This is a genomic window from Lactobacillus isalae (genome assembly GCF_947539375.1).
Lineage (GTDB): Bacteria > Bacillota > Bacilli > Lactobacillales > Lactobacillaceae > Lactobacillus > Lactobacillus isalae.
In genome coordinates this window covers 735083-759275 of the sequence record NZ_OX443569.1, presented here as the reverse complement: position 1 = coordinate 759275, position 24193 = coordinate 735083, and the positions used below count along the sequence as shown (strand labels likewise).

General features: G+C 31.9%; 27 protein-coding genes and 1 pseudogene. 18 read left to right on the top strand and 10 right to left on the bottom strand.

Translation table 11 applies throughout. The annotated features are described in order from the left end of the window. Nucleotides 1-9 precede the first annotated feature (9 nt). The 7 genes from QM512_RS03705 (at nt 10) to QM512_RS03675 (ending at nt 6943) form a co-directional block, all read left to right on the top strand. The gene (locus tag QM512_RS03705; protein WP_282806176.1) at nt 10-909 is read left to right on the top strand and encodes an alpha/beta hydrolase; all 900 of its coding nucleotides are present in this window, start codon (nt 10-12) and stop codon (nt 907-909) included. Between the two features lie 58 nt (nt 910-967). Then, nucleotides 968-2227: a PTS transporter subunit EIIC gene (locus tag QM512_RS03700; RefSeq protein ID WP_282806175.1), complete on the top strand. Its 1260-nt coding sequence runs from the start codon at nt 968-970 to the stop codon at nt 2225-2227. A 1-nt stretch (nt 2228) separates the two neighbouring features. After that, nucleotides 2229-3050, top strand: coding sequence for an alpha/beta hydrolase (locus QM512_RS03695; protein WP_282806174.1), 822 nt, complete (start codon nt 2229-2231; stop codon nt 3048-3050). Nucleotides 3051-3192: 142 nt separating this feature from the next. Then, nucleotides 3193-3876: a flavodoxin gene (locus QM512_RS03690; RefSeq protein ID WP_282806173.1), complete on the top strand. Its 684-nt coding sequence runs from the start codon at nt 3193-3195 to the stop codon at nt 3874-3876. An 18-nt stretch (nt 3877-3894) separates the two neighbouring features. Continuing rightward, nucleotides 3895-5169 carry an FAD-binding oxidoreductase gene (locus QM512_RS03685; protein WP_282806172.1) on the top strand — a complete coding sequence of 425 codons (1275 nt, stop codon included), beginning with the start codon at nt 3895-3897 and terminating at the stop codon, nt 5167-5169. A gap of 141 nt (nt 5170-5310) precedes the next feature. Beyond that, on the top strand, nt 5311-6171 hold the full coding sequence (locus tag QM512_RS03680) for an aldo/keto reductase (protein ID WP_282806171.1): 861 nt from the start codon (nt 5311-5313) through the stop codon (nt 6169-6171). A gap of 109 nt (nt 6172-6280) precedes the next feature. Further along, a complete protein-coding gene (locus QM512_RS03675) occupies nt 6281-6943 on the top strand; it encodes an NAD(P)H-binding protein (RefSeq protein WP_282806170.1) in 663 nt (220 codons plus the stop codon). A gap of 87 nt (nt 6944-7030) precedes the next feature. Here QM512_RS03675 and QM512_RS03670 read toward each other — a convergent pair whose 3' ends face one another. The 3 genes from QM512_RS03670 to QM512_RS03660 all read right to left on the bottom strand — a co-directional run bounded on the left by QM512_RS03670 (nt 7031) and on the right by QM512_RS03660 (nt 9610). Continuing rightward, nucleotides 7031-7918: a LysR family transcriptional regulator gene (locus tag QM512_RS03670; RefSeq protein ID WP_282806169.1), complete on the bottom strand. Its 888-nt coding sequence runs from the start codon at nt 7916-7918 to the stop codon at nt 7031-7033. A gap of 133 nt (nt 7919-8051) precedes the next feature. Then, complete coding sequence (locus QM512_RS03665; RefSeq protein ID WP_282806168.1) at nt 8052-9155, bottom strand: low temperature requirement protein A; 1104 nt, start codon at nt 9153-9155, stop codon at nt 8052-8054. Nucleotides 9156-9157: 2 nt separating this feature from the next. Beyond that, complete coding sequence (locus QM512_RS03660) at nt 9158-9610, bottom strand: MerR family transcriptional regulator (RefSeq protein WP_282806167.1); 453 nt, start codon at nt 9608-9610, stop codon at nt 9158-9160. A gap of 104 nt (nt 9611-9714) precedes the next feature. On the opposite strand from QM512_RS03660, the gene QM512_RS03655 reads away from it, so the two are divergent. From QM512_RS03655 to QM512_RS03645, 3 genes are read left to right on the top strand one after another with little or no spacing between them, the layout of a single operon-like run. Next, nucleotides 9715-10674 carry an alpha/beta hydrolase gene (locus QM512_RS03655; protein WP_282806166.1) on the top strand — a complete coding sequence of 320 codons (960 nt, stop codon included), beginning with the start codon at nt 9715-9717 and terminating at the stop codon, nt 10672-10674. An 18-nt stretch (nt 10675-10692) separates the two neighbouring features. Beyond that, nucleotides 10693-11010: a hypothetical protein gene (locus QM512_RS03650; RefSeq protein WP_282806165.1), complete on the top strand. Its 318-nt coding sequence runs from the start codon at nt 10693-10695 to the stop codon at nt 11008-11010. Between the two features lie 3 nt (nt 11011-11013). Further along, nucleotides 11014-11205 carry a hypothetical protein gene (locus QM512_RS03645; protein WP_282806164.1) on the top strand — a complete coding sequence of 64 codons (192 nt, stop codon included), beginning with the start codon at nt 11014-11016 and terminating at the stop codon, nt 11203-11205. A 301-nt stretch (nt 11206-11506) separates the two neighbouring features. On the opposite strand, the gene QM512_RS03640 is transcribed toward QM512_RS03645, so the two are convergent. The 3 genes from QM512_RS03640 to tpx all read right to left on the bottom strand — a co-directional run bounded on the left by QM512_RS03640 (nt 11507) and on the right by tpx (nt 12877). Next, nucleotides 11507-11716, bottom strand: coding sequence for a hypothetical protein (locus QM512_RS03640; protein ID WP_282806163.1), 210 nt, complete (start codon nt 11714-11716; stop codon nt 11507-11509). Nucleotides 11717-11829: 113 nt separating this feature from the next. After that, entirely contained in the window at nt 11830-12150 is a 321-nt protein-coding gene (locus tag QM512_RS03635) for a DMT family transporter (RefSeq protein ID WP_282806162.1), read from the bottom strand. A 232-nt stretch (nt 12151-12382) separates the two neighbouring features. After that, on the bottom strand, nt 12383-12877 hold the full coding sequence (tpx, locus tag QM512_RS03630) for a thiol peroxidase (RefSeq protein ID WP_282806161.1): 495 nt from the start codon (nt 12875-12877) through the stop codon (nt 12383-12385). Nucleotides 12878-13073: 196 nt separating this feature from the next. Here tpx and QM512_RS03625 point away from each other — a divergent pair, with 196 nt between their 5' ends. Both QM512_RS03625 and bsh read left to right on the top strand, forming a co-directional pair. Next, nucleotides 13074-13487: a cupin domain-containing protein gene (locus QM512_RS03625; protein ID WP_282806160.1), complete on the top strand. Its 414-nt coding sequence runs from the start codon at nt 13074-13076 to the stop codon at nt 13485-13487. A 211-nt stretch (nt 13488-13698) separates the two neighbouring features. After that, the gene (gene bsh / locus QM512_RS03620) at nt 13699-14676 is read left to right on the top strand and encodes a choloylglycine hydrolase (protein ID WP_282806159.1); all 978 of its coding nucleotides are present in this window, start codon (nt 13699-13701) and stop codon (nt 14674-14676) included. Between the two features lie 280 nt (nt 14677-14956). Here the strand turns inward: bsh and QM512_RS03615 are convergent, their stop codons facing one another. After that, complete coding sequence (locus QM512_RS03615; protein ID WP_282806158.1) at nt 14957-15835, bottom strand: LysR family transcriptional regulator; 879 nt, start codon at nt 15833-15835, stop codon at nt 14957-14959. Nucleotides 15836-15969: 134 nt separating this feature from the next. Here QM512_RS03615 and QM512_RS03610 point away from each other — a divergent pair, with 134 nt between their 5' ends. The 3 genes from QM512_RS03610 to QM512_RS03600 all read left to right on the top strand — a co-directional run bounded on the left by QM512_RS03610 (nt 15970) and on the right by QM512_RS03600 (nt 19510). Then, nucleotides 15970-16977 carry an alpha/beta hydrolase gene (locus QM512_RS03610; protein ID WP_282806157.1) on the top strand — a complete coding sequence of 336 codons (1008 nt, stop codon included), beginning with the start codon at nt 15970-15972 and terminating at the stop codon, nt 16975-16977. A 266-nt stretch (nt 16978-17243) separates the two neighbouring features. Continuing rightward, the gene (locus QM512_RS03605) at nt 17244-17684 is read left to right on the top strand and encodes a MarR family winged helix-turn-helix transcriptional regulator (RefSeq protein WP_282806156.1); all 441 of its coding nucleotides are present in this window, start codon (nt 17244-17246) and stop codon (nt 17682-17684) included. Nucleotides 17685-17770: 86 nt separating this feature from the next. Continuing rightward, on the top strand, nt 17771-19510 hold the full coding sequence (locus QM512_RS03600; RefSeq protein WP_282806155.1) for an ABC transporter ATP-binding protein: 1740 nt from the start codon (nt 17771-17773) through the stop codon (nt 19508-19510). Nucleotides 19511-19686: 176 nt separating this feature from the next. Here the strand turns inward: QM512_RS03600 and QM512_RS03595 are convergent, their stop codons facing one another. Further along, nucleotides 19687-20265 carry a helix-turn-helix domain-containing protein gene (locus QM512_RS03595; RefSeq protein ID WP_282806154.1) on the bottom strand — a complete coding sequence of 193 codons (579 nt, stop codon included), beginning with the start codon at nt 20263-20265 and terminating at the stop codon, nt 19687-19689. Between the two features lie 286 nt (nt 20266-20551). Here QM512_RS03595 and QM512_RS03590 point away from each other — a divergent pair. Next, nucleotides 20552-21787: pseudogene (locus QM512_RS03590) on the top strand (replication-associated recombination protein A). A 506-nt stretch (nt 21788-22293) separates the two neighbouring features. Continuing rightward, a complete protein-coding gene (locus QM512_RS03585; RefSeq protein WP_282806153.1) occupies nt 22294-22785 on the top strand; it encodes a hypothetical protein in 492 nt (163 codons plus the stop codon). A 78-nt stretch (nt 22786-22863) separates the two neighbouring features. Here the strand turns inward: QM512_RS03585 and QM512_RS03580 are convergent, their stop codons facing one another. Further along, nucleotides 22864-23223, bottom strand: coding sequence for a type II toxin-antitoxin system mRNA interferase toxin, RelE/StbE family (locus QM512_RS03580; protein ID WP_282806152.1), 360 nt, complete (start codon nt 23221-23223; stop codon nt 22864-22866). 3 nt (nt 23224-23226) lie between these two features. Then, nucleotides 23227-23517, bottom strand: coding sequence for a type II toxin-antitoxin system Phd/YefM family antitoxin (locus tag QM512_RS03575; protein ID WP_282806151.1), 291 nt, complete (start codon nt 23515-23517; stop codon nt 23227-23229). Between the two features lie 177 nt (nt 23518-23694). Here QM512_RS03575 and QM512_RS03570 point away from each other — a divergent pair, with 177 nt between their 5' ends. Further along, the gene (locus tag QM512_RS03570; RefSeq protein ID WP_282806446.1) at nt 23695-24192 is read left to right on the top strand and encodes a GNAT family N-acetyltransferase; all 498 of its coding nucleotides are present in this window, start codon (nt 23695-23697) and stop codon (nt 24190-24192) included. Nucleotide 24193 lies beyond the last annotated feature (1 nt).

Genomic DNA, 24193 nt, shown 5'->3' with positions numbered 1-24193 from the left:
AGGCTAATAATGAATGGTTTGCTATTTAGATCAAAACCTCTATTTTTACTGCTATTATCGTTTGTGATGTTTTTTATTAAAACTAATCAGGTGCAGGCTTCTAGTCAAAGTCAAACAGAAACCATTTCTTATAAGACTAGTTATCATAATCGAACTTATGAGAAAGAAGCAATTGTTTACTTACCGCCGAACTATAATAAAAATCAAAAACATAATGTTTTATATTTATTGCATGGTTCAACAGAAGTAAAAAAAGGCAGATCTACTTTATATCAGGATGGAAACTTTAAAAGAACACTTGATAGCTTAAACCGGGCTGGAAAAATGGAGAACACGATTGTAGTATTTCCTACTTATTATCCAAGCTCTAAGCAAGTATCAAGTAATTATTATAATGATGATCCACTTAACAGACGTTTTGCTAAAAAAGAATTAATGAAAGATTTAGTTCCTGCAGTTGAAAGTAAGTATAAAACTTATGCAAAAAATACCTCTGACTCAGCTTTAAGAAAATCTAGAAATCATCGTGCTTTTGGTGGTTTCTCAATGGGATCAATCACAACTTGGTACGTTTTCCAATATGATTTACCATACTTCAAATATTTTGTACCAATGGCTGGAGACTCTTGGACTGTTACTTCTGATGGTGGTTCTAGTGTTCCAAGAAGGACTGCTCGTGCTTTAGCAAAAGCTGCTCAGCAACATCCAAAATTAAAATTTAAGATTTTAGCAGGTGTTGGTTCAGAAGATGGTACAAGTGGATCAATGGAGCCTCAAATTAGAGCCATGTGGCGTTTGCCTGAATTTGATAGAAAAAACTTAGAATATTATACTCAACCAGGTGGAGATCATGATGCACCAACTATGGGTAAAATAATTAATCATTATGGTAATCAGCTATTTAATTAAATATAATAAAACTGTCGTTATTTACTAATGACAGTTTTTTATGGTAATGGAGTAAAAAATGAATGCAAAATTTTTAAAGGCAATTACTAAGTATCAAAATTTTAGTTTTATCAGAGTGGCAAATAAAACAATGATAACTCTATTTCCAGTTATTCTTATTGGTGCGTTTAGTTGGACTTTATCATATTGTTTTGCCAATCCAGTAAGTTTGTTTGGAAGAATAGTTTCTTTAAATAGTTGGTTCCCTCAAGCTTGGTTTTTAAGAGCGATATTAGGAGATCTCTTTACTGTTACATCGGGAACTTTAGCCCTTTACGGTGCTTTAATTAGTGCTAGGGAGACGGCTATTTTATATAAAATAAAGCCATTGTTTGCGGAATTATTTTCCGTAATTAGTTATTTACTTATTTTTCATCATAGTCTTCGTGGTAATCAAAATGCAATTGAGATGAGATATTATTCAGCATATTGGTTGATTATGGGAATTATTATAGGATACGTAGTTGGCTTGATTTTTGCTAAATTTACTATTTCTAAAAAAGACAATGACGAAGAATTGGTTGATCTTGCAAGAAACAGTTCTCGTCCAATTGTAATTAGTGTAATTCTGGCATTATTGCTACATATTTTATTTGCTTTGGTTAGAACTTATAATCTTGATCAAATTGCTTTTCAAAATATTACTTCTTTCTTTTCAGGACATAGTAGTTATTGGATGTCTATTTTAGTATCTATTATTTCAACACTCTTAATGTGGCTCGGCTTTGCTGGAAGCCTTGAATTTAATAGTAGTGTTTTTAATAATGAAGCAGCAGCTAACCTAAATCATTATTTATTAAATAAGAGTTATCAAAAAATACCATATCCGTTTACTCCAGCTGGTTTCTTTGATGCCTTCGCTCAAATAGGTGGAATAGGATGTACATTAGCATTATTAATTGCAATTTTGATAATAAGTAAAAAGAAAAGAAATAAAAATATTGCTATTTGGAGTGCCATACCTGTAATTTTTAATGCAAATCTTCCTTTGGCTTTAGGTATTCCAGTAATTTTAAATCCTTTGTTACTGATTCCATTTGTATTAACTCCGATAGTTAATATGCTTTTAGGATCTCTTGCAATCGCAATTGGTATGTTTCCACCTTTAGTTTTTCCAACTCCTGTAGGAACTCCTGGAATTTTACGACCATTAATTGCAAGTGGTGGTAATTGGATATCACTTTTAGTAATGCTGCTACTACTAGTAATAGACGTTTTAATTTACATACCTTTCATTCAAAAGATGGAGCAAATAGAAATACAGGAAGGTGAAAAATAAAATGAAGAAATATAATAGACTTTTTTGTATAGTTGCTATTTTTATTATCATTTTTTGCTTTGCCTTTCCTGGTGCAATTTGGGCTCAAAAAAATGCCAAAAGATTGCAAGATCAGAAAAATTCTCCTTTAGCACCAATAATTATGATTCCCGGATCAAGTGCTACGGTAAACCGATTTGATCGATTAGTCGATCGAATAAATCGTGATGATCATCAAAATCATAGTTTATTGAAAGTTAAAGTTTTTAATGATGGACATATGACATTTGCAGGTTCGATTAGACCCAATGATAATCAACCATTTATTGTAGTTGGCTTTGAAAATAATCATGATGGCTATAGCAATATTAAAAAACAGGGAAGAATGTTTAACCAAGCATTCAAAGCTTTAGTAAGACGATATAACTTTAATCATTTTAGCGGGATTGGTCACTCGAATGGAGGATTAATATATACTGAGTTTTTAGAAAATTACTATTCTGGTAGAAATGTTAGAATTAATCGCTTAATGACAATTGGTTCGCCTTACAACTTTGCGGAAACTGCAAATCGTGAAACTCAAATGCTTCATGATTTCCGGGTTAATCGCAATCGTTTACCTAAAAATTTAATTATGTATTCTGTTGCCGGAACTGAGAATTATGTTGAAGATGGTCTTGTACCTGTTTCTAGTGTGGAAGCAGGTAAATATATTTATCAAGGCGTAGTTAAACATTATACTCAAATCACAGTAACAGGGAGACTTGCACAACATTCAGCATTGCCCCAAAATAGTGAGGTGCTTGACTTGATTCAACGTTATATTTTACGTCCTGAACGATAAATTGAAATTAAAAGATGCTCAAAAGAGCATCTTTTTTACTATAAATGAAATGAATACTAGTATAAAAAAACAGTAATTTTCTAATGAATAATTTCTCGCTATACTTGATGTAAATCAATTGGTAAAGAATAGAGGGATTAAGATGAAGAAAAGAATCATTGCTTTTGTAAGTGTAATTGTTGTAGTTATAGCAGCAATTGTCGGTTTTAATGTTTATCGAAGTAGTCAAAATAATTCAGCTCAAAACAGCAACACTGCGACTAAAACTTCAGTTAAAAAGAACGGTAAAGTTACGACTAAAGGTAAGAATGGCAAAGTATTAGTTGTTTACTTTTCAAGAACTAAAGGAGTTTATGGCGGAAACTTAAGTCGTGGTAATACTGCAAGGGTTGCGGACTTTATCCAAGAAAAGACAAAGGGCGATAGCTACGAGATTGTTCCTCAAAAGGCTTATCCAAATGGCTATGATGCTACTACTCGTGTAGCTCAACGCGAGCAAGATCAAAATGCTCGTCCAGCAATTAAAAACGCATTACCGAATGTTAAAAAATATTCAACCGTTTTCATTGGTGCACCAATTTGGTGGGGTGAGTATCCCATGATTGTAAGAACTTTCATTGATAATGTGGATTTGAATGGAAAAACAGTAATTCCATTTACTACTGCTGAAGGTTCTGGCTTAGGAAATACTGCCGAAACTTTACGTAAGGCTTATCCAAAGGCAAAGGTTCGTAAAGGTTTTACCACCGAAGGCAACAATGTTAAGAATGATCCTTCCAGTGTGAGAAGCGATGTTAATTCTTGGCTTGATGGCTTAGGCTACTAATATGAAATAGGTAAAATCATGAAATTACATCGTATTTATCTTGGTATTATCTGGCTGCTTTTAGCGGCCATTTTGCCAATGCCGCTAATTATTTTATTAAATGTTGGCTTAGTAGATAGTAATAATCATTTAATTGCCTATGATTTTGGTATTTTAGCTTATGTTTGGTGGCTAGCTATCGTTTATTTAAGTACTCGCCCAAAGTGGATTACTAGCAAAATTGGAGTTCCATCAACTTACATGATGCATGGAATGTTAGCAATTTTTGCTATTCTAGCTGCAACTATTCATAAATTTTCATCAACAACTTTTCATGCAATTATTCGCAATACAGGTAATATTGCGTGGTACTTAGAATTATTTTTAATTATTTATGCGATTATATTCTTATCTGGCTGGATTAGCGACCGAAGTGCAGCATTTAGAAAAATAAAGAATAGACTAGAGAAAGTTTTTAATCATCAGCTTTCTGTTTGGATTCACCGTTTGAATTTTGTTGTAATCGTTTTAATTTGGATACATGTTAATGTAATTCCAAGAATTGCTAATGTCCCGTATTTTGTTTTAATATTTGATATTTACACTTTAATTTTTATTGGACTTTATGCATATCAAAAGTTTATCGTAGATGCAGATATGAGGAATAGTGGCATAGTTAGCAAGAGTGTAGCCATAACACCACAAATTCAGCAATTAACTATTAAGCTAAATAAGAAAGCAAAAAATTATCATGCTGGTGATTTTTACTTTGTTTCTTTTAGAGGAAAAGGCATCTCTAGCGAAGCGCATCCCTTTTCTGTGCTTTCTAAACCTAATAAAGATTCAGTTTCTTTTATTATTCATAGAGTCGGTGACTTTACAAAAAAGATTGATCAAGTAAAAATTGGCACAAAAGTACATCTTGATGGTCCATATGGCTTATTTGATATAGAAATAAAGGCTTCAGAAGATCCGATTATTCTTTATGGACTTGGAACTGGGATTGCACCACTCTTAAGCTTAGCGAAGGAATATGCTGGAAAGAAAAAAATACGTCTGATTTGGTCTACAAATAGTAAAAAAGACTATTTTGTAGATAAAATTGAAAAATTAGCAGAAAATAATGTTGAAATAAATGTTAAAGAGCATCGTTTTAGTGATGATGAATTGAATAAGATACTTACAATTCCTGAAAAAAGGTTTGGTCAGTTCTACATTGTCGGCTCAGCTCCTATCGTGTTAAAAGTTAGAGAAAATCTGAAAAAGCTAGGTATTAAAGATAGTCAACTTCATGATGAACATTTAACTATGTAAAAAATAGTTCTCCATTTGGAAAGCTATTTTTGTATGCAATAAGCGTATAGCACCATAAGATACTAGTAATTTTAATTTATTCGATCCTCAGTATACTTAAAGCATAAACATTTAAGAAAATAAAGTTTTATGGAGGAAACAATGAAGTACATTACTTTAAATGATGGTAATAAAATGCCACAGTTAGGTTTTGGACTTTTTCAAATTTCTGATTCAGCTAAGGCCAATCAAGCTGTAAAAGATGCCATTGATGTTGGTTATCGTTTATTTGATACAGCTGTGGCTTATAACAATGAAGAAGCAGTGGGAAGTGCAATTCGTGATAGTGGTATTGACAGGGAAGATTTTTTTATAACATCTAAACTCTGGATTAATCAATACAAATATGAAGATGCAAAAGAAGCAATTGATGAGAGCTTAAAACGATTGAAAACAAACTATCTTGATCTATACTTGCTCCACCAACCTTATGGCGACATTGCTGGTGCTTGGAAAGCTTTAGAAGAAGCTCAACAAGAGGGAAAGATTAGGTCAATTGGTGTATCTAATTTTTATCCTGATCAAGTTAAAAATCTTGAATTAATGAGTAACGTAAAGCCTGCAATTAATCAAATTGAAGTCTCGCCTTGGTATCAACGTACAGAGGAACTTGATTATTATCAAAATCAAAATATTACTATTGAAGCTTGGGCTCCACTAGCAGAAGGAAAAAATGATATTTTCACTAATGAAATTATTGCTAAAATTGGTGAAAAGTATCATCGCTCAAACGCACAGGTTATTTTACGTTGGTTAATTCAACGCGGATTAGTGGTAATTCCAAAGACAATTCATAAAGTTCGAATGGCCGAAAACTTCGATGTTTTTGACTTTGAATTATCTAAAGAAGATATGGAAACTATTGCAAAGCTTGATAAAGGGCAAAGTCAGTTCTTTGATCATCGAGATCCGTTAGCAATCGAGAGTATCTTTGGCAATAGTATTAGAAGTTTAAAAATCTAATTTACTATACAGAAGCTGCATAGCCCTATAGTTAAGTAGTAATTTTCATAATAGGGCATACGCAATATACTTTTACTTGTAAAGAATTTAAGAGAGGAAGAAAAATATTATGACAAAAAATGTAGCAATTATTGGTGCAAATGGACAAATCGCACGTTTAGTTGAAGATCGTCTTCTAAATGAAGATAAAGATGTACATTTAACCTTGTTTCTTAGAAATGCAAGCCGTCTTTCTGATTTAGCAAACAACGATCAAGTAACTATTATTGATGGGGATGCTAATAAGCCTGAAGACCTTAGAAAAGCAATTAAGGGTCAAGACATTGTTTATGTTTCATTTGTTGATCATGGTGCTGGTGCCACTGTTACTAAGGACATTATCAAGATTATGGATGAAGAAGGAGTTAAGCGTTTGATTTCTTCTAATATTCTTGGAATCTATGATGAAGTTCCTGGCAAGTTTGGTGATTACAACCGTGATGTCTGCTTTAATGGTAAGGTTGAACCAGATAATCCAATGGTTTTATCTGATGAAGCAATTGAAAATTCCGATCTTGACTGGACTGTTATGCGTTTAGCATGGCTTAATGACCGCAACGATACTAACTATACTGTTACCCAAAAAGGTGAAGAATATGTTGGTGTATCTGTTTCAAGAAAGAGCGTTGCAGATGTTGTAGTATCAATCATCAACGATCCTTCTAAATATAGCGATGAAAGTATTGGCTTTGCAGATCCTGCAACTCAAGGCTCAGATAAGCCAGTATATTAAAAGCTAATATTTTGATTTTTAAACAACTACACAATAGACCTTAAAATAATTATTCTTTGACAGCATTAAAAAAGTAGGACATGAGTCCTACTTTTTTTCGTTTTCAAAATTTTGGGGCCAGTTTTTGGCAACTTCTTTTAACAGAGGTTGCACAATGCTGCGTTGACTGGCTAAGTATGTCCCATAGACTTCAATATAATTATTGTCATCTTCGATAGGCACTAAAATGCGTCCACTATCGGTATTGTGATTCTCAAGACTCTGCGTCAAATTCGATCTAAAAACAGGAAAATTAGAATATTGGGTTAGTTCATCTAATGAATTTAAGTCTTCTTGGAATAAAAATTTAGCATCAAGAATATGGCCTTCAATAATTTTCTTCCAAGAGCCAATATCATTGACTACCAAGAAACTTTGACCAGCTAAATCTTTATATGTAATACTTTCACGTGCAGATAGAGGATTGAATTCACTTATCTTAACTGCTAATTTTTCAATTCCAAGAAACATCGATTCAACCTCATCATTGTCCAAAATTTCTTGATCTGTAAAAATCAAACGTTCTTTGTAATTAATTAAATCAGAAACAACATTTTCTGGCTTAACTAGTTGATGATTAAATTTTAAAGTTTGATTGAATTCATCTTTAATATCTTCAAGGTAAAGTAGAGGACCAGGAATAACACTGCCAATATTGATATATTCTTGCATGTGTCCAAAATTAATTACTGCCTCAGTAAAGTCTTGCTCAGCTTGGAGTAATTCCTTCGCCTTTTTGGCAGCTAATTTTCCTGTTTCATTTAAAGTGATTCGATTAACTTCACGATTAAATAAGGGTACACCTAGTTCTTGTTCTAGTTTTTTCATCCCACGAGTAACGCTAGGTTGAGTTATCATTAAATGTTCAGCTGTTGCACTTAAAGTTCCATATTGCTCGAAAGCAACTAGCTCTTTTAATAATTCTAGATCAGCCATATTTTACACTTCCTTGCTATTCACTAAACGTATAGTAGCATATTAATATTACAAAAGGCTAGTAATAGTATTGAATAAAAGGTTCAAAAAAAAGGTATTCTACATTTAACTTTCAAAGTAGAATACGTTTTTCTTATCTTGTATAAAATAGACTAACTTTTAATGCTGCACTAAATAACGTTATTATCATTGTGATAACTGTAATTAAGCCAAAAGAAGGGAAGAAGAGGCAAAGAATATATCCAACTACAGTTATAAGAAGGGTAAGCAAGGTAAGTGTCTTTTGATTTCTGAATTTTTCTAAATTATAGTGTAAGGCTGCTGCAATTCCTAGATAGAAAAGAAAGATCCCGCCATATAAGGCACTAATTGCAAAAACGGTATTAGCTTCTCTTTCGTTAATGAACTTCAGCGAAACGGTAATTAGACTCAAGCCAAATAAAATTAAGTAGTGTAAGTATATTAATAGAAATCCAGTTTGACCAGTTCTCTTTTCTTCGATTTGGTGATCGAATTCGTTAATGTAAGTAAAGAAAAGAGCTGCTACAATTAAGAAGATAAGAATTGAATAAACTGAGAATATAGTTGGCTTAAAGTAATCAGCAATACCAATAATAGTTTCACCAAAAGTGATAATGATTAACAAAGTAAGTCTTTCAAGCAAGTGTGAAAAAATAATCGGATGTTCTTTAGCATATTTACCAGTTAACATTGGCATCATCCAGGAGATAATTACTCCAGCAATTGCAATTACATTTCCAATATAAGTGTTAATTAAACCACCGATCAATAATGTAACGGTTCTAAAAAGCAAAATTAAAACGTAAGATTGAGCGATCTTTTTATCAACAATTTCAGAAGTTTTGAAATATACGATTAAATACTGAAGCATTAGTGTAAACGATAAAATTCCAGCAGCAGTGAAGAAAATACGCATATCACGAAAACTAGTTGCTGAAAAAGAATTAGTCATGTAGAGCAATACCATCATGTCGATAAAATAAAAAGCTATATCTGTCCAGGTACTTTCACCATATCGATTGGTAAAGACTGACTGAATCATCCACGAATTAATAAAAACGATAACCACAATAAAGAAGGTAAATAGAGAAGTAATTGAAATAACTCCATGACTTAAGTGGTGAATTAAGGAAGTTGCTTGTGAAATCATATAAGCAAAAACTAAGTCATAGAACAATTCAATCATCGAAACGCGTTTAGTTAAAGGAATATTCAACTTTATTTTTCCTCCATATCTAATTTAATAATATTTGATAAAGGCATTTCCTTTTTAACCCTGTCTTCAGTGCCATCTTCCACAGCTTGACCATAGTAATCACACTTGAAATTGATCATGTCTAAAGTGTTTTGAATTTCTTCCATTTGTTTTTCAACTTTTTGTTTTAAACTTAAAAACATCTTTAATCGATCAGATAAAGTTTCATCGCCTTTTTGAACCATTTTCATAAATTCTTGAATATCTTTAATTGGCATGCCAGCGTTTTTAAGACATTCAATCATCTTTAATGTAGCAATGTTTTCATTAGTAAATTGCCGTATACCAGACTTGTTCTTCTTTAAATTAGGGATCAATTTTTGTTGATCATAATAACGGATAGCAGGTACTGATAAATTAAACATTTGAGCAACTTGCCCAATTGAGTATGTTTTTTCTCTAGTTAAAGTAGCCATTCAATTTTTCCTTTCTAAATAAAAAAGTTCTTGACCTAAAGTCGACTTTAGGTACTATGATAAAACTACAAACTTATAAAAACAACAGGAAAGAGGAAATTTAAATGGCATACGGCTATATTCAAAAACTTAATGAAAATGTAGAAAGAGATCATATTAACTTTTATAATCGGTACAGCTTAAAATTAGCAGGTGACTTATACTATTCAAAAGACTTAGATCAATTAAAAGATAAGTTGCCAGCTTTAATTATTGGAGCACCTTATGGTGGAACTAAGGAGCAAGGTCCATCAGTTTGGGCAAATGAATTAGCACAAAGAGGATTTGTAGTTTTAACTTTTGATCAAGTATATATGGGCGAATCAGAAGGCGATCCTCGCCATGTTTCTTCACCAGATTTATTTGCAGAAAGCTTCTCAGCAGCAGTTGATTATTTGGGCATTCAAGTACCATTTGTTGATCGTGAAAAGATTGGAGTAATCGGCATTTGTGGTTCAGGTGGTTTTAGTTTATCAGCTGCTAGTGTAGATACTAGAATTAAGGCAATTGCAACGGCCTCTCTTTATGATATTACCGATATTCGCGGAATGCAGAATTTGTCTAAAGATCAACTTGATGAATTAAAGGACAAGTTAACTCGTCAACGTTGGGTCGATTATGCTAATGACGAATCAGAATACAAACCATTTTTCCCAGATCGTCCATATCCTGATATCGATTCATTGCCAGAAACTGATCCAATTACTAATGAATGGATGAGATTCTATGCTGTACCACGTGGATTTCATGCAAATGCGCGTGGTGGATTTACTACGACGTCTGATTTATCAATGTTGCAATTTGATGCTTTAGCACATATTGATGAAATTACACCAAGACCAATTTTATTTATCTTTGGTGATCATGCTCATTCACACGCCTTTTCTGAAAGAGCATACGATTTAGCAAATGAACCAAAAGAAAAATACATTGTTGACGATGCAGAGCATATTGATCTTTATGACAATGTAGAAAAAATCCCATTTGACAAGGTAGAAGATTTCTTTAAAAAGAATTTAAAATAATAAAAGTAGAGGATATGAATGAAGAGAAGTAAAGTAATTGTTCATATGTACGTCTCAATTGACGGACCTTACGGTAGTGACTATTCAGGTCAATATTATTTTGATGAACTATTTCATTTAAGTGATGCAGATGGAAATGACCGAGAGACAATTCAAATGTATGCTGCACCTGCTGACGTTGATTTAAGTCAATATGATACTTCAAATGTTGGATATGAAGATTGGCTTCCAAAAGTTGAAGCAGAAACTTGGTCAGTTGCTTTTAATCGTAAGGGAAAAGATGGTTGGCCAGTAAATTACTTTGAATACAATGGTCACAAAATGCATGCCATTTAGGTAGTGACAAGGCAAGCTAAGAAAGAATATTTAGCATTTTTACGGTCAATGGGTATTCCATATATTGTTAGCGGTGATGCAAGTAAAAAAGCGGCTTTTGATACTCTGGGTGATTATGTAGATGATAACTTTGAAATCAAAGATGTGAAGAAGCTAAAGGATGGCGGCTTGCATTTGATTTTTAGTAAGAAATAAATTTAATTAAGAAAAAGAACCCCACGCTAATTTTGGAAATAAGATTGGCGTGGGTTTTATGATATATGATGATTATTTATTTTGTATGACCGTGTTTTCTTTTCTTGAAGAAATACATTGAAGTGATAATAAGTAAAATACTACTCCAATTGAAACCGATACTCTTGTATCAGGATTAATAAATATAAAGATAAGAAGTAGAAGTAGTATAAATAATAAAAAGTAATTGCTGAAGGGAAAGATTGGCATTTTGAAGGGACGATCATGTAACAAGTTTGGATTATTTTTTCTAAACTTTAATTCAGAAATTAAAAATTAAAATTACAAACCATGGTACTATGCCAGGTAAGACACTAGAACTATATACCACAATAAAGAAACTACCGATCAATTTATTAATTGACGTTGCGATTACATCTAAAATAAATCCAATTAATATTCCTAGAGTAATGGCAATAACAGCAGTACTTGGAACTTTGTTTTTAGAAAGATGGGAAAATCTGATTGGCACATCTTTATCAAGGTGTTGTTAAAAGTTTTACAACAATTAATGAACAGATTGTAGATTTAATTAAACGATATATTTTAGATTAAAAAAGGAGCTTCAGCAGAGAAGCTCCTTTTTTAATGTCCAGATGTAATTTTAATCCCGATAATTGCATTTATCAGTAAACCTACAAAAATCCAGGTTAGAGTATTCATTTGGTCATGAAAGACGATAACACCGACAATTACAGAACCAACGGCACCAATTCCTGTCCAAACTGGATAGGCAATTCCAATTGGTAAATGTCTTGTTGCAGCAATTAAACCAGTGAAACTAGCAATCATACCAATAACGGTTGCAATCGACCAACCTAGATGCGAGAATCCCTGGCTAAGTTTCATTGTAGTAGCCCAAAAAACTTCAAATAATCCAGCAAGAATTAGAGAAATCCATGTCATAATTTTTCCTCCAAAATAAAAGAGCAGTAACACATCTCTTCTAAGACCTAACGAGATATGTTCTACTCTTAATTGTTCTTTCCCCGGTGGGAATTATTCATCTACGCAAATTCTAGCAAAAGAAAAATTGCTTTTCAACCTCCAATTGATTATTAAAAATGAATATGCAATGGTAGTTGAAATTTTAATTAATTGTGCGGACTCATGATTTGTTCAATATGATTTTAAAAATTTATACTAACTTCTTTAATTCTCTTAAAGCATCATCATAGTTTGGCTCATGCGTAATTTCATCAACAATTTCACGATATAAAATTTCACCTTTTGAATTAATAATCCAAACTGAGCGTGCTAGAATTCCTGATGCAGGGATTAACAAGCCAGTTGATTTACCAAAAGATAGGTCTTTATCAGACATTAGCTGCATATTTTTAACATCTTCAGCTGCACACCATTTTTGTTGATCTTGGACAGTGTTTGTTGAAATAGTTAAAAAGTTAACTTCTGGAAATTGATCCATTTTCTTATTAAACATCTTAGTTTGGATACTGCAAACAGGAGTGTTAATATCTGGTACAACGCTGATCAAATTAACTTTGCCTAGTAAATCATTTTTAGTAATATTTTGATTTGTTTGATCTAAAACTGTGAAATTAGGCATTTCGTTGCCGACTTTAGGTGGTGTGCTAATTAATTTAACTTCATTGCCCTTAAAAGTAACTTTCATAAGATCACACTTTCTATCAATAGTTAGTACAAATATAGCAAATTTTAGTTAATAATTTAAATATTAAGCTCAGTTAGCACGTATAAATTAAATCTGTTCCATACCTTTAACGTATAATACAATATTACAAATAAATATTTTGCATCATGATGTTTCTGCTTTAAAATAAAATTGAATTTAGAAATGGGGTAATAATATGGTGAAAAATGAAGAAGAAGTAAAAAATAGTATTTTTGGTTTTGGTGATTCTAATGAGGCATATGCTAAATTCTTTAAAGGTACAAGTTACCTCAAAGGTCTGGCAAGCAGCAAAGAAGCTAAAACATCTGTTTCAAATGTAAGTTTTGAACCAGGATGTCGTAATAATTGGCATATGCATACAGTTCCTCAAATTTTGATCGCTGTAGCAGGTGAAGGATGGTATCAAGAAGAAGGCAAGCCTGCACAAAAAATGCTTCCAGGTGATGTTGTTATTGTAAATCCGAATACTAAACATTGGCATGGAGCTACAAAGGATTCGTGGTTTGCTCATATTGCCGTAATGGTTGGCGACAGTAAAAATATCTGGCTTGAACCAGTTTCTGATGAAGAATATGACAAATTGAAATAAAGAGATTTGATTTTACGTTAAACTTTTTTATTTGTTTTCGAAAGATTAAGTTGATTAATACAAAATTAAACTTACCAATTAAGTTGTAATTCATAGTTTTTTCTTATTATGCAATAACGTAATCTATTTAAAATTAAAATAATTTAATATCTTTTAAATAAGGAGTAAGATACAAGGTGAAAGATGTTAAATTAAAGGAGATATTTAAAATATGTGTACATCAATTTTGTATAGTCCAAAAGATCACTATTTTGGCAGAAATTTAGATTATGAAATTGCTTATGGTCAAAAAGTAGTTATTACGCCAAGAAATTATGAATTTAAGTTTACAGAATTACCTGCTCAAAAATCACATTATGCAATGATTGGGGTATCAGCTGTTGCAGATAATACTCCATTATATTGCGATGCTATTAATGAAAAAGGTTTAGGAGTCGCAGGTTTAAGTTTTGCTGGTTCAGGAAAATATTTCCCAGTGGCAAAAGATAAGAAGAATATTGCTTCATTTGAATTTATTGCTTATTTACTTGCAACTTATGAAACAGTTGATCAAGTCAAGGAAGGTTTAGCTAACGCAAATATTTCTAATGTAAGTTTTTCAAAAGAGATGCCCGCTGCTGAATTACACTGGATTGTTGGAGATAAAACTGGTAAGAGTATTGTAGTTGAAACAAATGAAGAAGGGTTACATATTTATGATAATCCAGTCAATGCAATGACTAATGCTCCATTATTCCCAGAACAATTAACTAATTTAGCAAATTATGCAGGAGTTATCCCAGGTGAACCAGAGAATAATTTTCTTCCAGGTGTTGACCTCAAATTATATAGTCGTAGTTTAGGTACTCATCATTTACCAGGTGGAATGGATTCAGAATCACGTTTTGTAAAAGTATGCTTTGCATTGAATCATGCACCAAAAGATAATGATGAAGTAAAAAACGTTACTAATTTCTTCCATATTTTGCAGTCTGTTGAACAAGCAAAAGGAATGGATCAAGTTGGTCCTAATAGTTTTGAATATACTATGTATACTAGTTGTATGAATCTTGAAAAGGGTATTTTATACTTTAATTGTTATGATAACAGCAGAATTAGTGCTGTTGATATGAACAAGGAAGATTTGGATTCATCAGATTTAATTGTATATGATCTGTTTAAGAATCAAGATATTAGTTTTATAAATTAATCAAAACTATTGTATTTAATCAGACGAACAATTAGAGAACTTTTCATTCCAGCATGAAGTTTGCTGTAAGAAGGAAAAATCTGAATAATTAATAAAAATCTTGAAGTTTTTATTCGAATTTCGGGGTTCAAAAAAGCATGAGCGTTTAGTTCATGCTTTTTTTATATATTAAAAGAGTCACTTTGAATAACAGTCAAAACAGCAATGTTAAAATTCTATTTAATTTTCTAAATACTGATTTATCAGCAGAGATAAGTGCAACATTGTTATATTAAGATGTCTAAAAGTCATTCAAGGAATTTCTAAGTTTCTCTAAGAATAAATTACCCAAGTTAGAAAATCGACGATTCTTTTTCCAAATCACAATATTAGGATCAGTAATTTTAGGTGACAGGGGACGAGCAGTTAACCTCTCTAAGTTTTTGTCATATAAATTATTGTAGGTGATTTGAACGCTGTGTCCTTCACTGGCTAAAAGTGAAGCGGTATAAGCTAAATTGGAATTTGCTACATTATTAACTTTATCGTATAGATTACCCCACCAGTTTCTGAATTTGTCATTAACTAAGCTTTGTCCAGAAGAAATAATCGGATAATCAATTATATCTTCTGGAGTAATTTTATTCTTTTTTGCTAAAGCAAGATTTTTATTAAAAATCGCAAAAAATTGATTTCTTTCTGGTAAAATCAAACTTTCAAAAGCGTCTAAAGGTCGATCGCCCATAATAATACCAAAATCAAGCGAGCCATCATTAATTCCAGCTTCTATATCATCGGCATCCCCATCATAAAAATTAAAATGGACTTTTGGTGTGGTTTGGATAATTTGATCAATAATTTTAGTAATTGACCTAATTTTGAATGATTGTCCAGTCCCGATGTTCAAAGTACCAGTGATAAGTTTAGAATTGGTTAAAGCTTGTGCGGTTTGCTGCTCCATATCAATCATTTCTTGAGCACGATCACGTAGAAAATAACCTTCTTCAGTTAAAGAAATTTGGCGATGACCGCGGACAAATAAAGTAACACCTAATTCATTTTCTAAGTCTTTCATTTGTTTAGATAAAGAAGGTTGAGCAATATGTAAACTTTCAGCAGCTTTAGTAATATTTTTTTCTTGGCAAACAGCTAGAAAGTAGCGTAATACTCTTAGTTCCATTAAAGTAATCCTCCATAGTTAATAGCTATATTTTAGTATATTTATAAAATATTTTACATAGTTAATCTTTGTCGGTATAGTAATATTGAAATTAGGTTTAAATAAAAATAGAGATTACTTAGGAAGGAAATTATATGTCAAAGTTAGCAAATGATACTAGAGTCTTTAAGATTAATCCTAAGATTGATGTTCAAAATGTGAGATTTGAAAATCGCTATGGCTTTATCTTAGCAGGACATTTATACTTACCTGAAAAGTTTAAAAATGGAAAGAAATATGCGGCTATTGCAATTTCTGGACCTTTTGGTGCAGTTAAGGAACAATCAAGCGGTCTTTATGCTCAAACTTTAGCTGAACGTGGCTTTGTTACTTTGGCTTTTGATCAATCAATGACTGGTGAAAGTTCAGGCGATCGACGTAACGTAGCTTCACCAGATATTTTTGTAGAAGACTTCAGTGCAGCAGTTGACTTTTTAGGTTCACAAAAGTTTGTTGATCGTGAAAAAATTGGTGCACTTGGAATCTGCGGTCTTGGTTCTCATGTTTTAACAGCAGCTTCAATTGATGTTCGTATTAAAGCAGTTGCAACTAGTGTTATGTATGACATGGCTGAGTCAATGTGGGATGGCTTAAATCACTCAAAGACTGAAGCACAACGTGATAAAGAAAAAGAATATTTAGCTCAAATACGTTGGGAAGAAGTAGACAAGGGTGCACAAGTTGGTGGTTATCATGAATTACCATTTGATGAAAACGACAATCCAGTTAGATCTAATAAGCTACTTCCTGAAGAATTGCCAGAAGGTGCTGATCCTGTAACGACTGAATTCTTTAACTATTATGTAAAACGTGCATATCACCCACGTTCAATTAATTCGGCTCATATTTGGGATGCAACTAGTCCTTGGGGCTATTACAATTTTCCATTACAACAACGAATTAAAAAAATTACGCAGCCTAAATTAATTGTAACTGGTGAAAGGGCTCATTCACGTTATATGGCAGAAGAAGCTTATGAAAGATTAACTGATCCAAAAGAATTAGTCGAAGTACCTAATGCTACTCATACTGATTTGTATGACCAAATGGACAAAATACCATTTGATAAGTTCGAGGAATTTTTCAAGGAAAAATTAAAATAATTAAAGAACTTTTTATAGAGATAGGGCATAGATAAGTTTACTTATTTTTATACATATAATGATGTAATCGTTAATCTAATATAAGCACTAGCCTTTGTAATTAATTTACATATTTTAATTATAAATAAGGAACAGCAGAAACACGTTAAAATAAGTCTGGTATTGGCCAGGCTTTTTTCTTTTGCAATAATTAGAGAAAATTGCATAATATTTTAAAGTAAATAGTTGAGTATAATAGAAATAAAATAGATGAATGGAATAAACAGATGTTAAAAAAAGTAGAAAAATATCGTGAAATAAATCGACTTATGCGTGCTTACATGATGAAGTTAACGCATTATTTTGGTAAAGAAGCTTCAAACTCAGATTTAACTCCTCAACAAGGGCATACTTTGATATATCTAAGTAACAATCCTGGTGCAATGCAGCGTGAGCTAGGAAAATATTTCCACTTAAGGGATGCTAGTATCACTAATATGGTCAAAAATTTAGAACGCTATGGCTATATTATAAGAAAGATAGATGAGAAGTCTGCTCGGATTAAAAGAATATACTTAACTCCTGCTGGAAAAGAAAAAGTTGAAGAGATTAAAGAACAGCTAAATAAGTCTAATGAGAAGATCGCTGAATACATTAATGATGATTTACTGGAACGATTAGAGAATGACTTAAAAGAATTAAACGCTAGTTTAAAAGAGTTAAAATGATTTTTTGATTGACAGTTAGATATCTAAGAGTTTTAATATGTTTAACCAAATAGTTAGATACTTAACTATTAAGAAAGAGGTATCTTATGTATTCAGAAAGAAATACACGGACTAAGTTTAAATTTAAGGACTTTTTTAAATTAATAAATCAGATAGAACCACGCTATTCACGTCTAATTATTGGGGTTTTACTTGGTTTTATTGGAACAATGGCGAATCTTTTTGTCCCTCAATTAGCTCAACGACTAATAAATAATTTCAAGGATCTAAAACCATCTTTGATTATTCTGACAATTGCCGTATTTATTATCGGCTTGTTAATTAGCTCGATCTCTGGTTTGATTCTAGGAATTTTCGGTGAAGACGTAGTCGCTAAATTGCGTAAAGAAGTCTGGCAAAAACTTCTAAAAATGCCAGTTTCATACTTTGATAATACAAAAACTGGAGAGATTAGTTCTCGACTTGTAAATGATACTTCGCAGGTTAAAGAATTGCTTGCAAATACATTGCCTAATTCTATGACTGCTATTTTGCAATTTGTTGGTGCTTTAATCATTATGCTTTCAATGGATTGGCAAATGACTTTGATTATGTTTATTGCTATTCCACTAATTGTTTTAGCAATGCTTCCTTTAATGCAGCAATCAAGAAAAATTGGACGTAAACGGCAAGACGAATTAGCTGTTTTTTCAAGTGATGCAACAAGTGTATTAGAAGAAATAAGGCTAGTTAAATCGTCTAATGGGGAAGAGAAAGAACTTAACAATGGTAATGGCCGAATTGATAATCTTTATGGTGTCGGAGTTAAAGAATCACTGATTAATGCTTTAACTTCACCAATTACCAATATGTTAATGACTCTTATGTTTCTGGGAATTTTAGGTTACGGGGCAATCAGAGTTATGAGTGGATCTATGACAATGGGCGCATTAATTTCATTTTTAATGTATGTTTTCCAAATTATGAGCCCTGTGATTATCATTAGTCAATTTTTCAATCAATTATCTAAAACCAGTGGCTCAACTGAACGACTTCAAGAAATTCTCCAAAAAGATGAAGAACACAGCAGTAAAAATCATCAATTTGATATTGCAAATAAGGCTCTTCGATTAGAGCATGTAGATTTCTCTTATGAAGAAGGAAAACAAATTCTTTACGATATTAATGTAGAAGCAGAGCCAAACACGGTTGTTGCATTTGCTGGTCCGTCTGGAGGAGGAAAGTCGACTGTTTTTTCTTTAATTGAACGCTTTTATCAACCTACTTCCGGTAAGATTTTGATTGGTAATAAAAATATTGAAGATATTGACCTAGCTAATTGGCGAAGTCAGATTGGGTTAGTCGGTCAGGATTCAGCTGTCATGCCGGGAACAATTAGAGAAAATCTAGTTTACGGGCTTAAAAGAGTAGTAAATGAAGAAGAACTCTGGCATGTGTTAAAGATGGCTTATGCAGATGGCTTTGTTAAAGAGATGGAAGACGGACTCGATACCCAAATTGGTGAACGAGGAATCAAGTTGTCTGGTGGACAACGTCAAAGAATTGCAATTGCACGAGCATTCTTACGTGATCCTAAAATTTTGTTACTTGACGAAGCAACAGCTAGTCTCGATTCTGAATCAGAAGCAATGGTGCAAAAGGCGCTTAATTCACTAATGAAGGAGCGAATGACTTTAGTAATTGCTCATAGATTAAGTACGATAGTAGATGCAAACAAGATCTACTTTATCGACCATGGAACAGTTTCTGGCTCTGGTACGCATGAAGAATTGATCAAGTCTACGCCACTTTATGCCCAATATGTTCATAATCAATTCAAAAAATAGATTTCATAATTAATGAGAAACGCTTAGTTTTAAATAATGGTATTACTAGTGTAAATACGATGAAGAAATTTTCTTGTTACAAAAGTTTGCTTTTAAAAATTAGAATGAAGTAGAAGAATTTATTTTAGGCAGAATGGATATTCTTGTATGAAAAATTTAAGAAATTAAATATTAACCTATTTAAGCCTTTTTGTTCGATATTGCTTTGGCGACATAGTTGTATATTTTTTGAATATTTTTGAAAAAGCTAATGAATCACTGAAACCAACTGAATTAGCGACAATCGTAATCGTATTTTTAGTTGTTAACAGTAATTTCTTAGCTTTTTTTATTTTTAGTTCAGTTAAATACTGCTTGGGAGAAATACCATATTCTTGCTTAAATAAATCACTTAAATAATTTGCATTCACATTTAATGACTTAGCAATGTCTTGAATTTGAATTGCATCGAAATAATTTAAATCCATATATCTTTTAGCTAGGGTAGCAATTGAATGATGCTGCTCTATTTTTTTAACGTTTATTTCAGCTAATAAATCACCAAAAATTTCATAAGTAATACCGTTTGTTTTTAATGAATCAGCTAAGCTTTTGTGATCTAACCCAATAATTTGTCTAATTTTGTTTTCGTATTGAGTAGCATCTTTAATGTCCAAGACAAAGTTATTGTTAATTAATTGCTGAACATATTGACCAGCTTGAATTCCTAAAAATCTAACCCAAGAATATTTCCATTTTATGATTATCAAGATCAAGAAAATGGTCAAATTTATGGCGGAGATGAATTGATGGAATTAGGATTATACAATCCTATTCCAAAACAGGATTTTATTACTTGGAATAAATATTTTAAATGTGTAGGCAAATAAAAAGGCCTGGTGTATCAGCTATTTTAACATAGTAATACATCAAGTCTTTTTTTGTCTATTAACAGTTAGTTTCAAGAATTATAATTACACATAAATTTGTCATGAAACCGCAAGTGTGATAATAATTAGGGGAAGATTTTATTTACTATAAGTAAACGAGTGAGTGAATTTTATGCCGATAAGTAAGCCATTAGCAGATTTAATTAGGCCTAACGATTTATCACAGTTTGTAGGCTAAAAAGAGTTAATTGATAAAGGTAAGCCACTTTATCAAATCACTAAAAAGCATGTGCCAATTTCACTTGTATTATGGGGTCCAACAGGAACGGGAAAGACTAGTCTTGCTCAAATCATTGCTCGCGAATATGATTATCCGCTAGCTACTTTTAATGCTTCAATTGATAATAAAGCTAAATTAATGCAAATTATTAATACTTACCTATATCAATCTTTTATTTTATTAATTGATGAGATTCACCGCATGACAACTACTTTGCAAGATTTTCTTTTACCTTATTTAGAAAGTAGTCAAATTCTTTTAATTGGAGCAACTACTGAAAATCCCATTATGTCAATTGTTCCAGCTGTACGCTCACGTTGTCAGATTCTTGAATTTGAGGATTTAAACGATAACGATATTAGTCAGGTTTTAATTCGAGCCTTAAAAGAAATATTTCATTTAGAAGAAAAACAAATAGATAAAGAAGCACTTAAAATTATTGCACGTTCAGCGGATGGAGATTTACGTGTAGCATTAAATCTATTAGAAACTATTCATGCAATTAATGGTGACGAGATTTCAATAGAAACTGTCAAAGAATTTGTAAAAGAGCAACATTTTGCATATGATCGGAAAGCAACAAAGCATTATGACTACTTAGCTGCTTATTCTGATTCGATGGCATGTTCAGACACAGACGCAGCCCTATATTATCTTGCGGTTTTATTAAAAAATGGTGATTTATCGTCAGTAGTGAGACGTCTGCGTGAAATTCCCTACACTTATATTGGTTTGGCTAATCCAGAATAAGTTACGCAGATTGTCATTGCAGCTAATCAAGCAGAAAAAATTGGGATGCCAAAAACTAAATATCCATTAATGTTTGCGACGATGCTTATGTGTTTATCACCTAAATCTGGTTCTTTTGACCAGATATGGAAACGAGTAGATCAGGATACGCAATATCCTAGTCAGCATCCTATGCCGAGAGGATTACGCGACATGCACTATAAACATTCAGAAGAAATAACTGGTGGTGGTTTAATTGACAATCCATTTGAATAGCCATTTCAGATTGCTAAACAAAACTACATGCCAAAAGGTCTTGAAGGAAAAAGATATTATTTCGCTAAAGATAACGTGAGCGAGAAAAAGTTTGAGCAGCAATATTTGAAGATTCATAAATAATTCGAATACTAGTATAAAAAATAGTAATTTTTTTAAATCGTTTTTCTTCCTACTACTAATAAACATCAAGTTAAGTTAAATAAAATAGCAAGGAAATAAAAATTATGTCACAAATAATCGGAATTTTATTAGGTTTATTATTTTTATCAGTCAGCTCTAGTCAAAGAACTCAACCTCAGAGAATTGATCGGCGTGGAAGATAGGATGATTTAAATGAAAAATTTTAATTCAACAGTTGGTGACGTAAAGAAGTATTTTGGAAAAGATAAGAATTCTTATTTCCTGTAGATTACTTTTTTAAATAGGTTTAATCAATTAGTAAATATAATCAATCAGAGTGTCAAACTTTTATCCTGATCAAGTTAAGAATTTAGAATTAATAAGCAATGTAAATCAAACATTTACATTTTTGATTTTGAATTGAAGACTGATGATCTTAGGTTGTAGTATACTTAGGTTACGTGTCTTAAATCAATGTGACGATCTTAGTAGAAATGGAGATAACCATGTCTAAGAAAGTAATAAGTATTGATTTTATTTTTGAAAATTGTGAAGTAGGGACATTACCTATCAATGCAGTTCCATCATTTTATTTTGATGATTTAACTAAAAGTATCTCACATCGCTGGCTCTTTAAAAATGAGCCAGTTGATGAAATTGAAACAACAATTAGTTGCCAGCATGCACACTTTCAAATTGATTATGAATTAGCGAAAAAAGTTAAAACTAACGTCATGGAATTGTTTGATGAAGATATTAAAGAAAATAATTTTGCTAAGCGTTTATTACGTTGGAATGACATAACTTCTATTAACTTACATTATCAAAATGGAACTTCTACGAATATTTACGTTCTCTTTGACGAAGTGAAATTAAATGAGTTAGATGAAGACAATAAGCTACAAAAGACAAAATTAGTGAAATATGATTCATGGGAAGTTGGTTTTAACGAGAACTATAAAAATCATGATATGATTATGATCGATATTGGAAAGTAGCAATCCAGGATATATTTCTATTAAATATTAAAAAATGGAGTTTCACTTTTATGTTGTGAAACTCCATTTTTATTAAAATTATTTAGGCTTTCGATGATGTAATTTGTATTCATCATGAAAAAGATGGTCGTGTGAACCGATCCTAATACCAATAACAACTAATGATTTAGTTCTTTTCTTATAAATAACTACTACATCATTTTTATCCGATGGTTTGAATCCTTTGGGTGTATCTCTTAGGTGAAATTCGGAAGTTCCTTCATAGTATCCATGTAAATCATGATCATTAAATTCTGATGGTAACTCTAAATTATCTCTTAAAATTGAAATAGCTTCTTTAACTTCAGATACTATTGTAGGATCTAATTTACTCAAGTAGTTTAGATCATGTACAAATTCAGGTCGAGGGACAAAATCTAATTTTTTCTTACGTTTCATAGCTTATTTGAACTGTTCCCAAAATTTCTCATATTCTTTATCAGTAGAGATTCTTTCACCTTGTTCTGGAATAATTCCCAATTCCATTAAATGTTCGGCTGCTATAGAATGCTTAAGAGTACCGGGCTCAGTTTTAGCATATTTTTCTAACCAATCAAGTCGATCTTGTGAGATTAATGCTACTCCCTTTTGTTTTGGACGAGGAATATAAATTGTTTCTTGATCTTCAGTAACTTTATCCATATAAGCCTTGAAGTTTTGTCTAAAATCAGTTTGTGTTGCTGCTAATGACATAAATGACCGCCTCCTACGCTAAGTAGTTATTATATGCTACATTATACTGTACACTATAACGTTAATCAATTTTAAAATATGTTTTTGAGAAAAGCTAAACACTGCTACTTATTAAAATTTTTATTATTGAACATTAAACTTTAAAGTGGTACTTTTAATAAAAATAAGAAGGAGTGAATTACTTTGATTATTCGCACTGTGACAATGAATGATTTAGAAGCGATAGTAAACTTAGAATCAGTAGCCTTTCAAATGACTAAAGAGCAAACTAAAAAAGATATGATTGGAAGAATTAAAAATTATCCAGATACTTTCTTGGTAGCTGAAGAAGATGGAAAAGTTATTGGGCATGTTTTAGGTCCAAGTTTTAACCAGAGATATATTACTGACGAATTATATTTTAAAAATCATCCTAATCAGGCAAAAGATCAGTATCAAACAATTTTAAGTTTGGCAGTTTCTCCAGAATATCGTAAACATGGGATTGCTACCGCCTTACTTGAACAACTTAGTTCTGTTGCAAAAGGGCAGGGAAGAAAGGCTATTACATTAACCTGTCTACCTAAGTTATTTTCTTTCTATGAGAAGAGAGGATTTAAGAATGAAGGCAAAACCTCTGATGATATCCCTGATCCTGATGGAATTAGTAGCTATAACATGGTGAAAGATATTTAGT

Coding starts and splice junctions, on each gene's coding strand:
- QM512_RS03600 (WP_282806155.1), top strand. CDS start 17,771: ATGTATTCAGAAAGAAATACACGGACTAAGTTTAAATTTAAGGACTTT.
- QM512_RS03705 (WP_282806176.1), top strand. CDS start 10: ATGAATGGTTTGCTATTTAGATCAAAACCTCTATTTTTACTGCTATTA.
- QM512_RS03610 (WP_282806157.1), top strand. CDS start 15,970: ATGTCAAAGTTAGCAAATGATACTAGAGTCTTTAAGATTAATCCTAAG.
- QM512_RS03700 (WP_282806175.1), top strand. CDS start 968: ATGAATGCAAAATTTTTAAAGGCAATTACTAAGTATCAAAATTTTAGT.
- QM512_RS03685 (WP_282806172.1), top strand. CDS start 3,895: ATGAAATTACATCGTATTTATCTTGGTATTATCTGGCTGCTTTTAGCG.
- QM512_RS03575 (WP_282806151.1), bottom strand. CDS start 23,517: ATGTCATTAGCAGCAACACAAACTGATTTTAGACAAAACTTCAAGGCT.
- QM512_RS03625 (WP_282806160.1), top strand. CDS start 13,074: ATGGTGAAAAATGAAGAAGAAGTAAAAAATAGTATTTTTGGTTTTGGT.
- QM512_RS03660 (WP_282806167.1), bottom strand. CDS start 9,610: ATGGCTACTTTAACTAGAGAAAAAACATACTCAATTGGGCAAGTTGCT.
- QM512_RS03585 (WP_282806153.1), top strand. CDS start 22,294: ATGTCTAAGAAAGTAATAAGTATTGATTTTATTTTTGAAAATTGTGAA.
- QM512_RS03675 (WP_282806170.1), top strand. CDS start 6,281: ATGACAAAAAATGTAGCAATTATTGGTGCAAATGGACAAATCGCACGT.
- QM512_RS03650 (WP_282806165.1), top strand. CDS start 10,693: ATGAAGAGAAGTAAAGTAATTGTTCATATGTACGTCTCAATTGACGGA.
- bsh (WP_282806159.1), top strand. CDS start 13,699: ATGTGTACATCAATTTTGTATAGTCCAAAAGATCACTATTTTGGCAGA.
- QM512_RS03615 (WP_282806158.1), bottom strand. CDS start 15,835: ATGGAACTAAGAGTATTACGCTACTTTCTAGCTGTTTGCCAAGAAAAA.
- QM512_RS03635 (WP_282806162.1), bottom strand. CDS start 12,150: ATGACATGGATTTCTCTAATTCTTGCTGGATTATTTGAAGTTTTTTGG.
- QM512_RS03690 (WP_282806173.1), top strand. CDS start 3,193: ATGAAGAAAAGAATCATTGCTTTTGTAAGTGTAATTGTTGTAGTTATA.
- QM512_RS03680 (WP_282806171.1), top strand. CDS start 5,311: ATGAAGTACATTACTTTAAATGATGGTAATAAAATGCCACAGTTAGGT.
- QM512_RS03655 (WP_282806166.1), top strand. CDS start 9,715: ATGGCATACGGCTATATTCAAAAACTTAATGAAAATGTAGAAAGAGAT.
- tpx (WP_282806161.1), bottom strand. CDS start 12,877: ATGAAAGTTACTTTTAAGGGCAATGAAGTTAAATTAATTAGCACACCA.
- QM512_RS03695 (WP_282806174.1), top strand. CDS start 2,229: ATGAAGAAATATAATAGACTTTTTTGTATAGTTGCTATTTTTATTATC.
- QM512_RS03605 (WP_282806156.1), top strand. CDS start 17,244: ATGTTAAAAAAAGTAGAAAAATATCGTGAAATAAATCGACTTATGCGT.
- QM512_RS03580 (WP_282806152.1), bottom strand. CDS start 23,223: ATGAAACGTAAGAAAAAATTAGATTTTGTCCCTCGACCTGAATTTGTA.
- QM512_RS03670 (WP_282806169.1), bottom strand. CDS start 7,918: ATGGCTGATCTAGAATTATTAAAAGAGCTAGTTGCTTTCGAGCAATAT.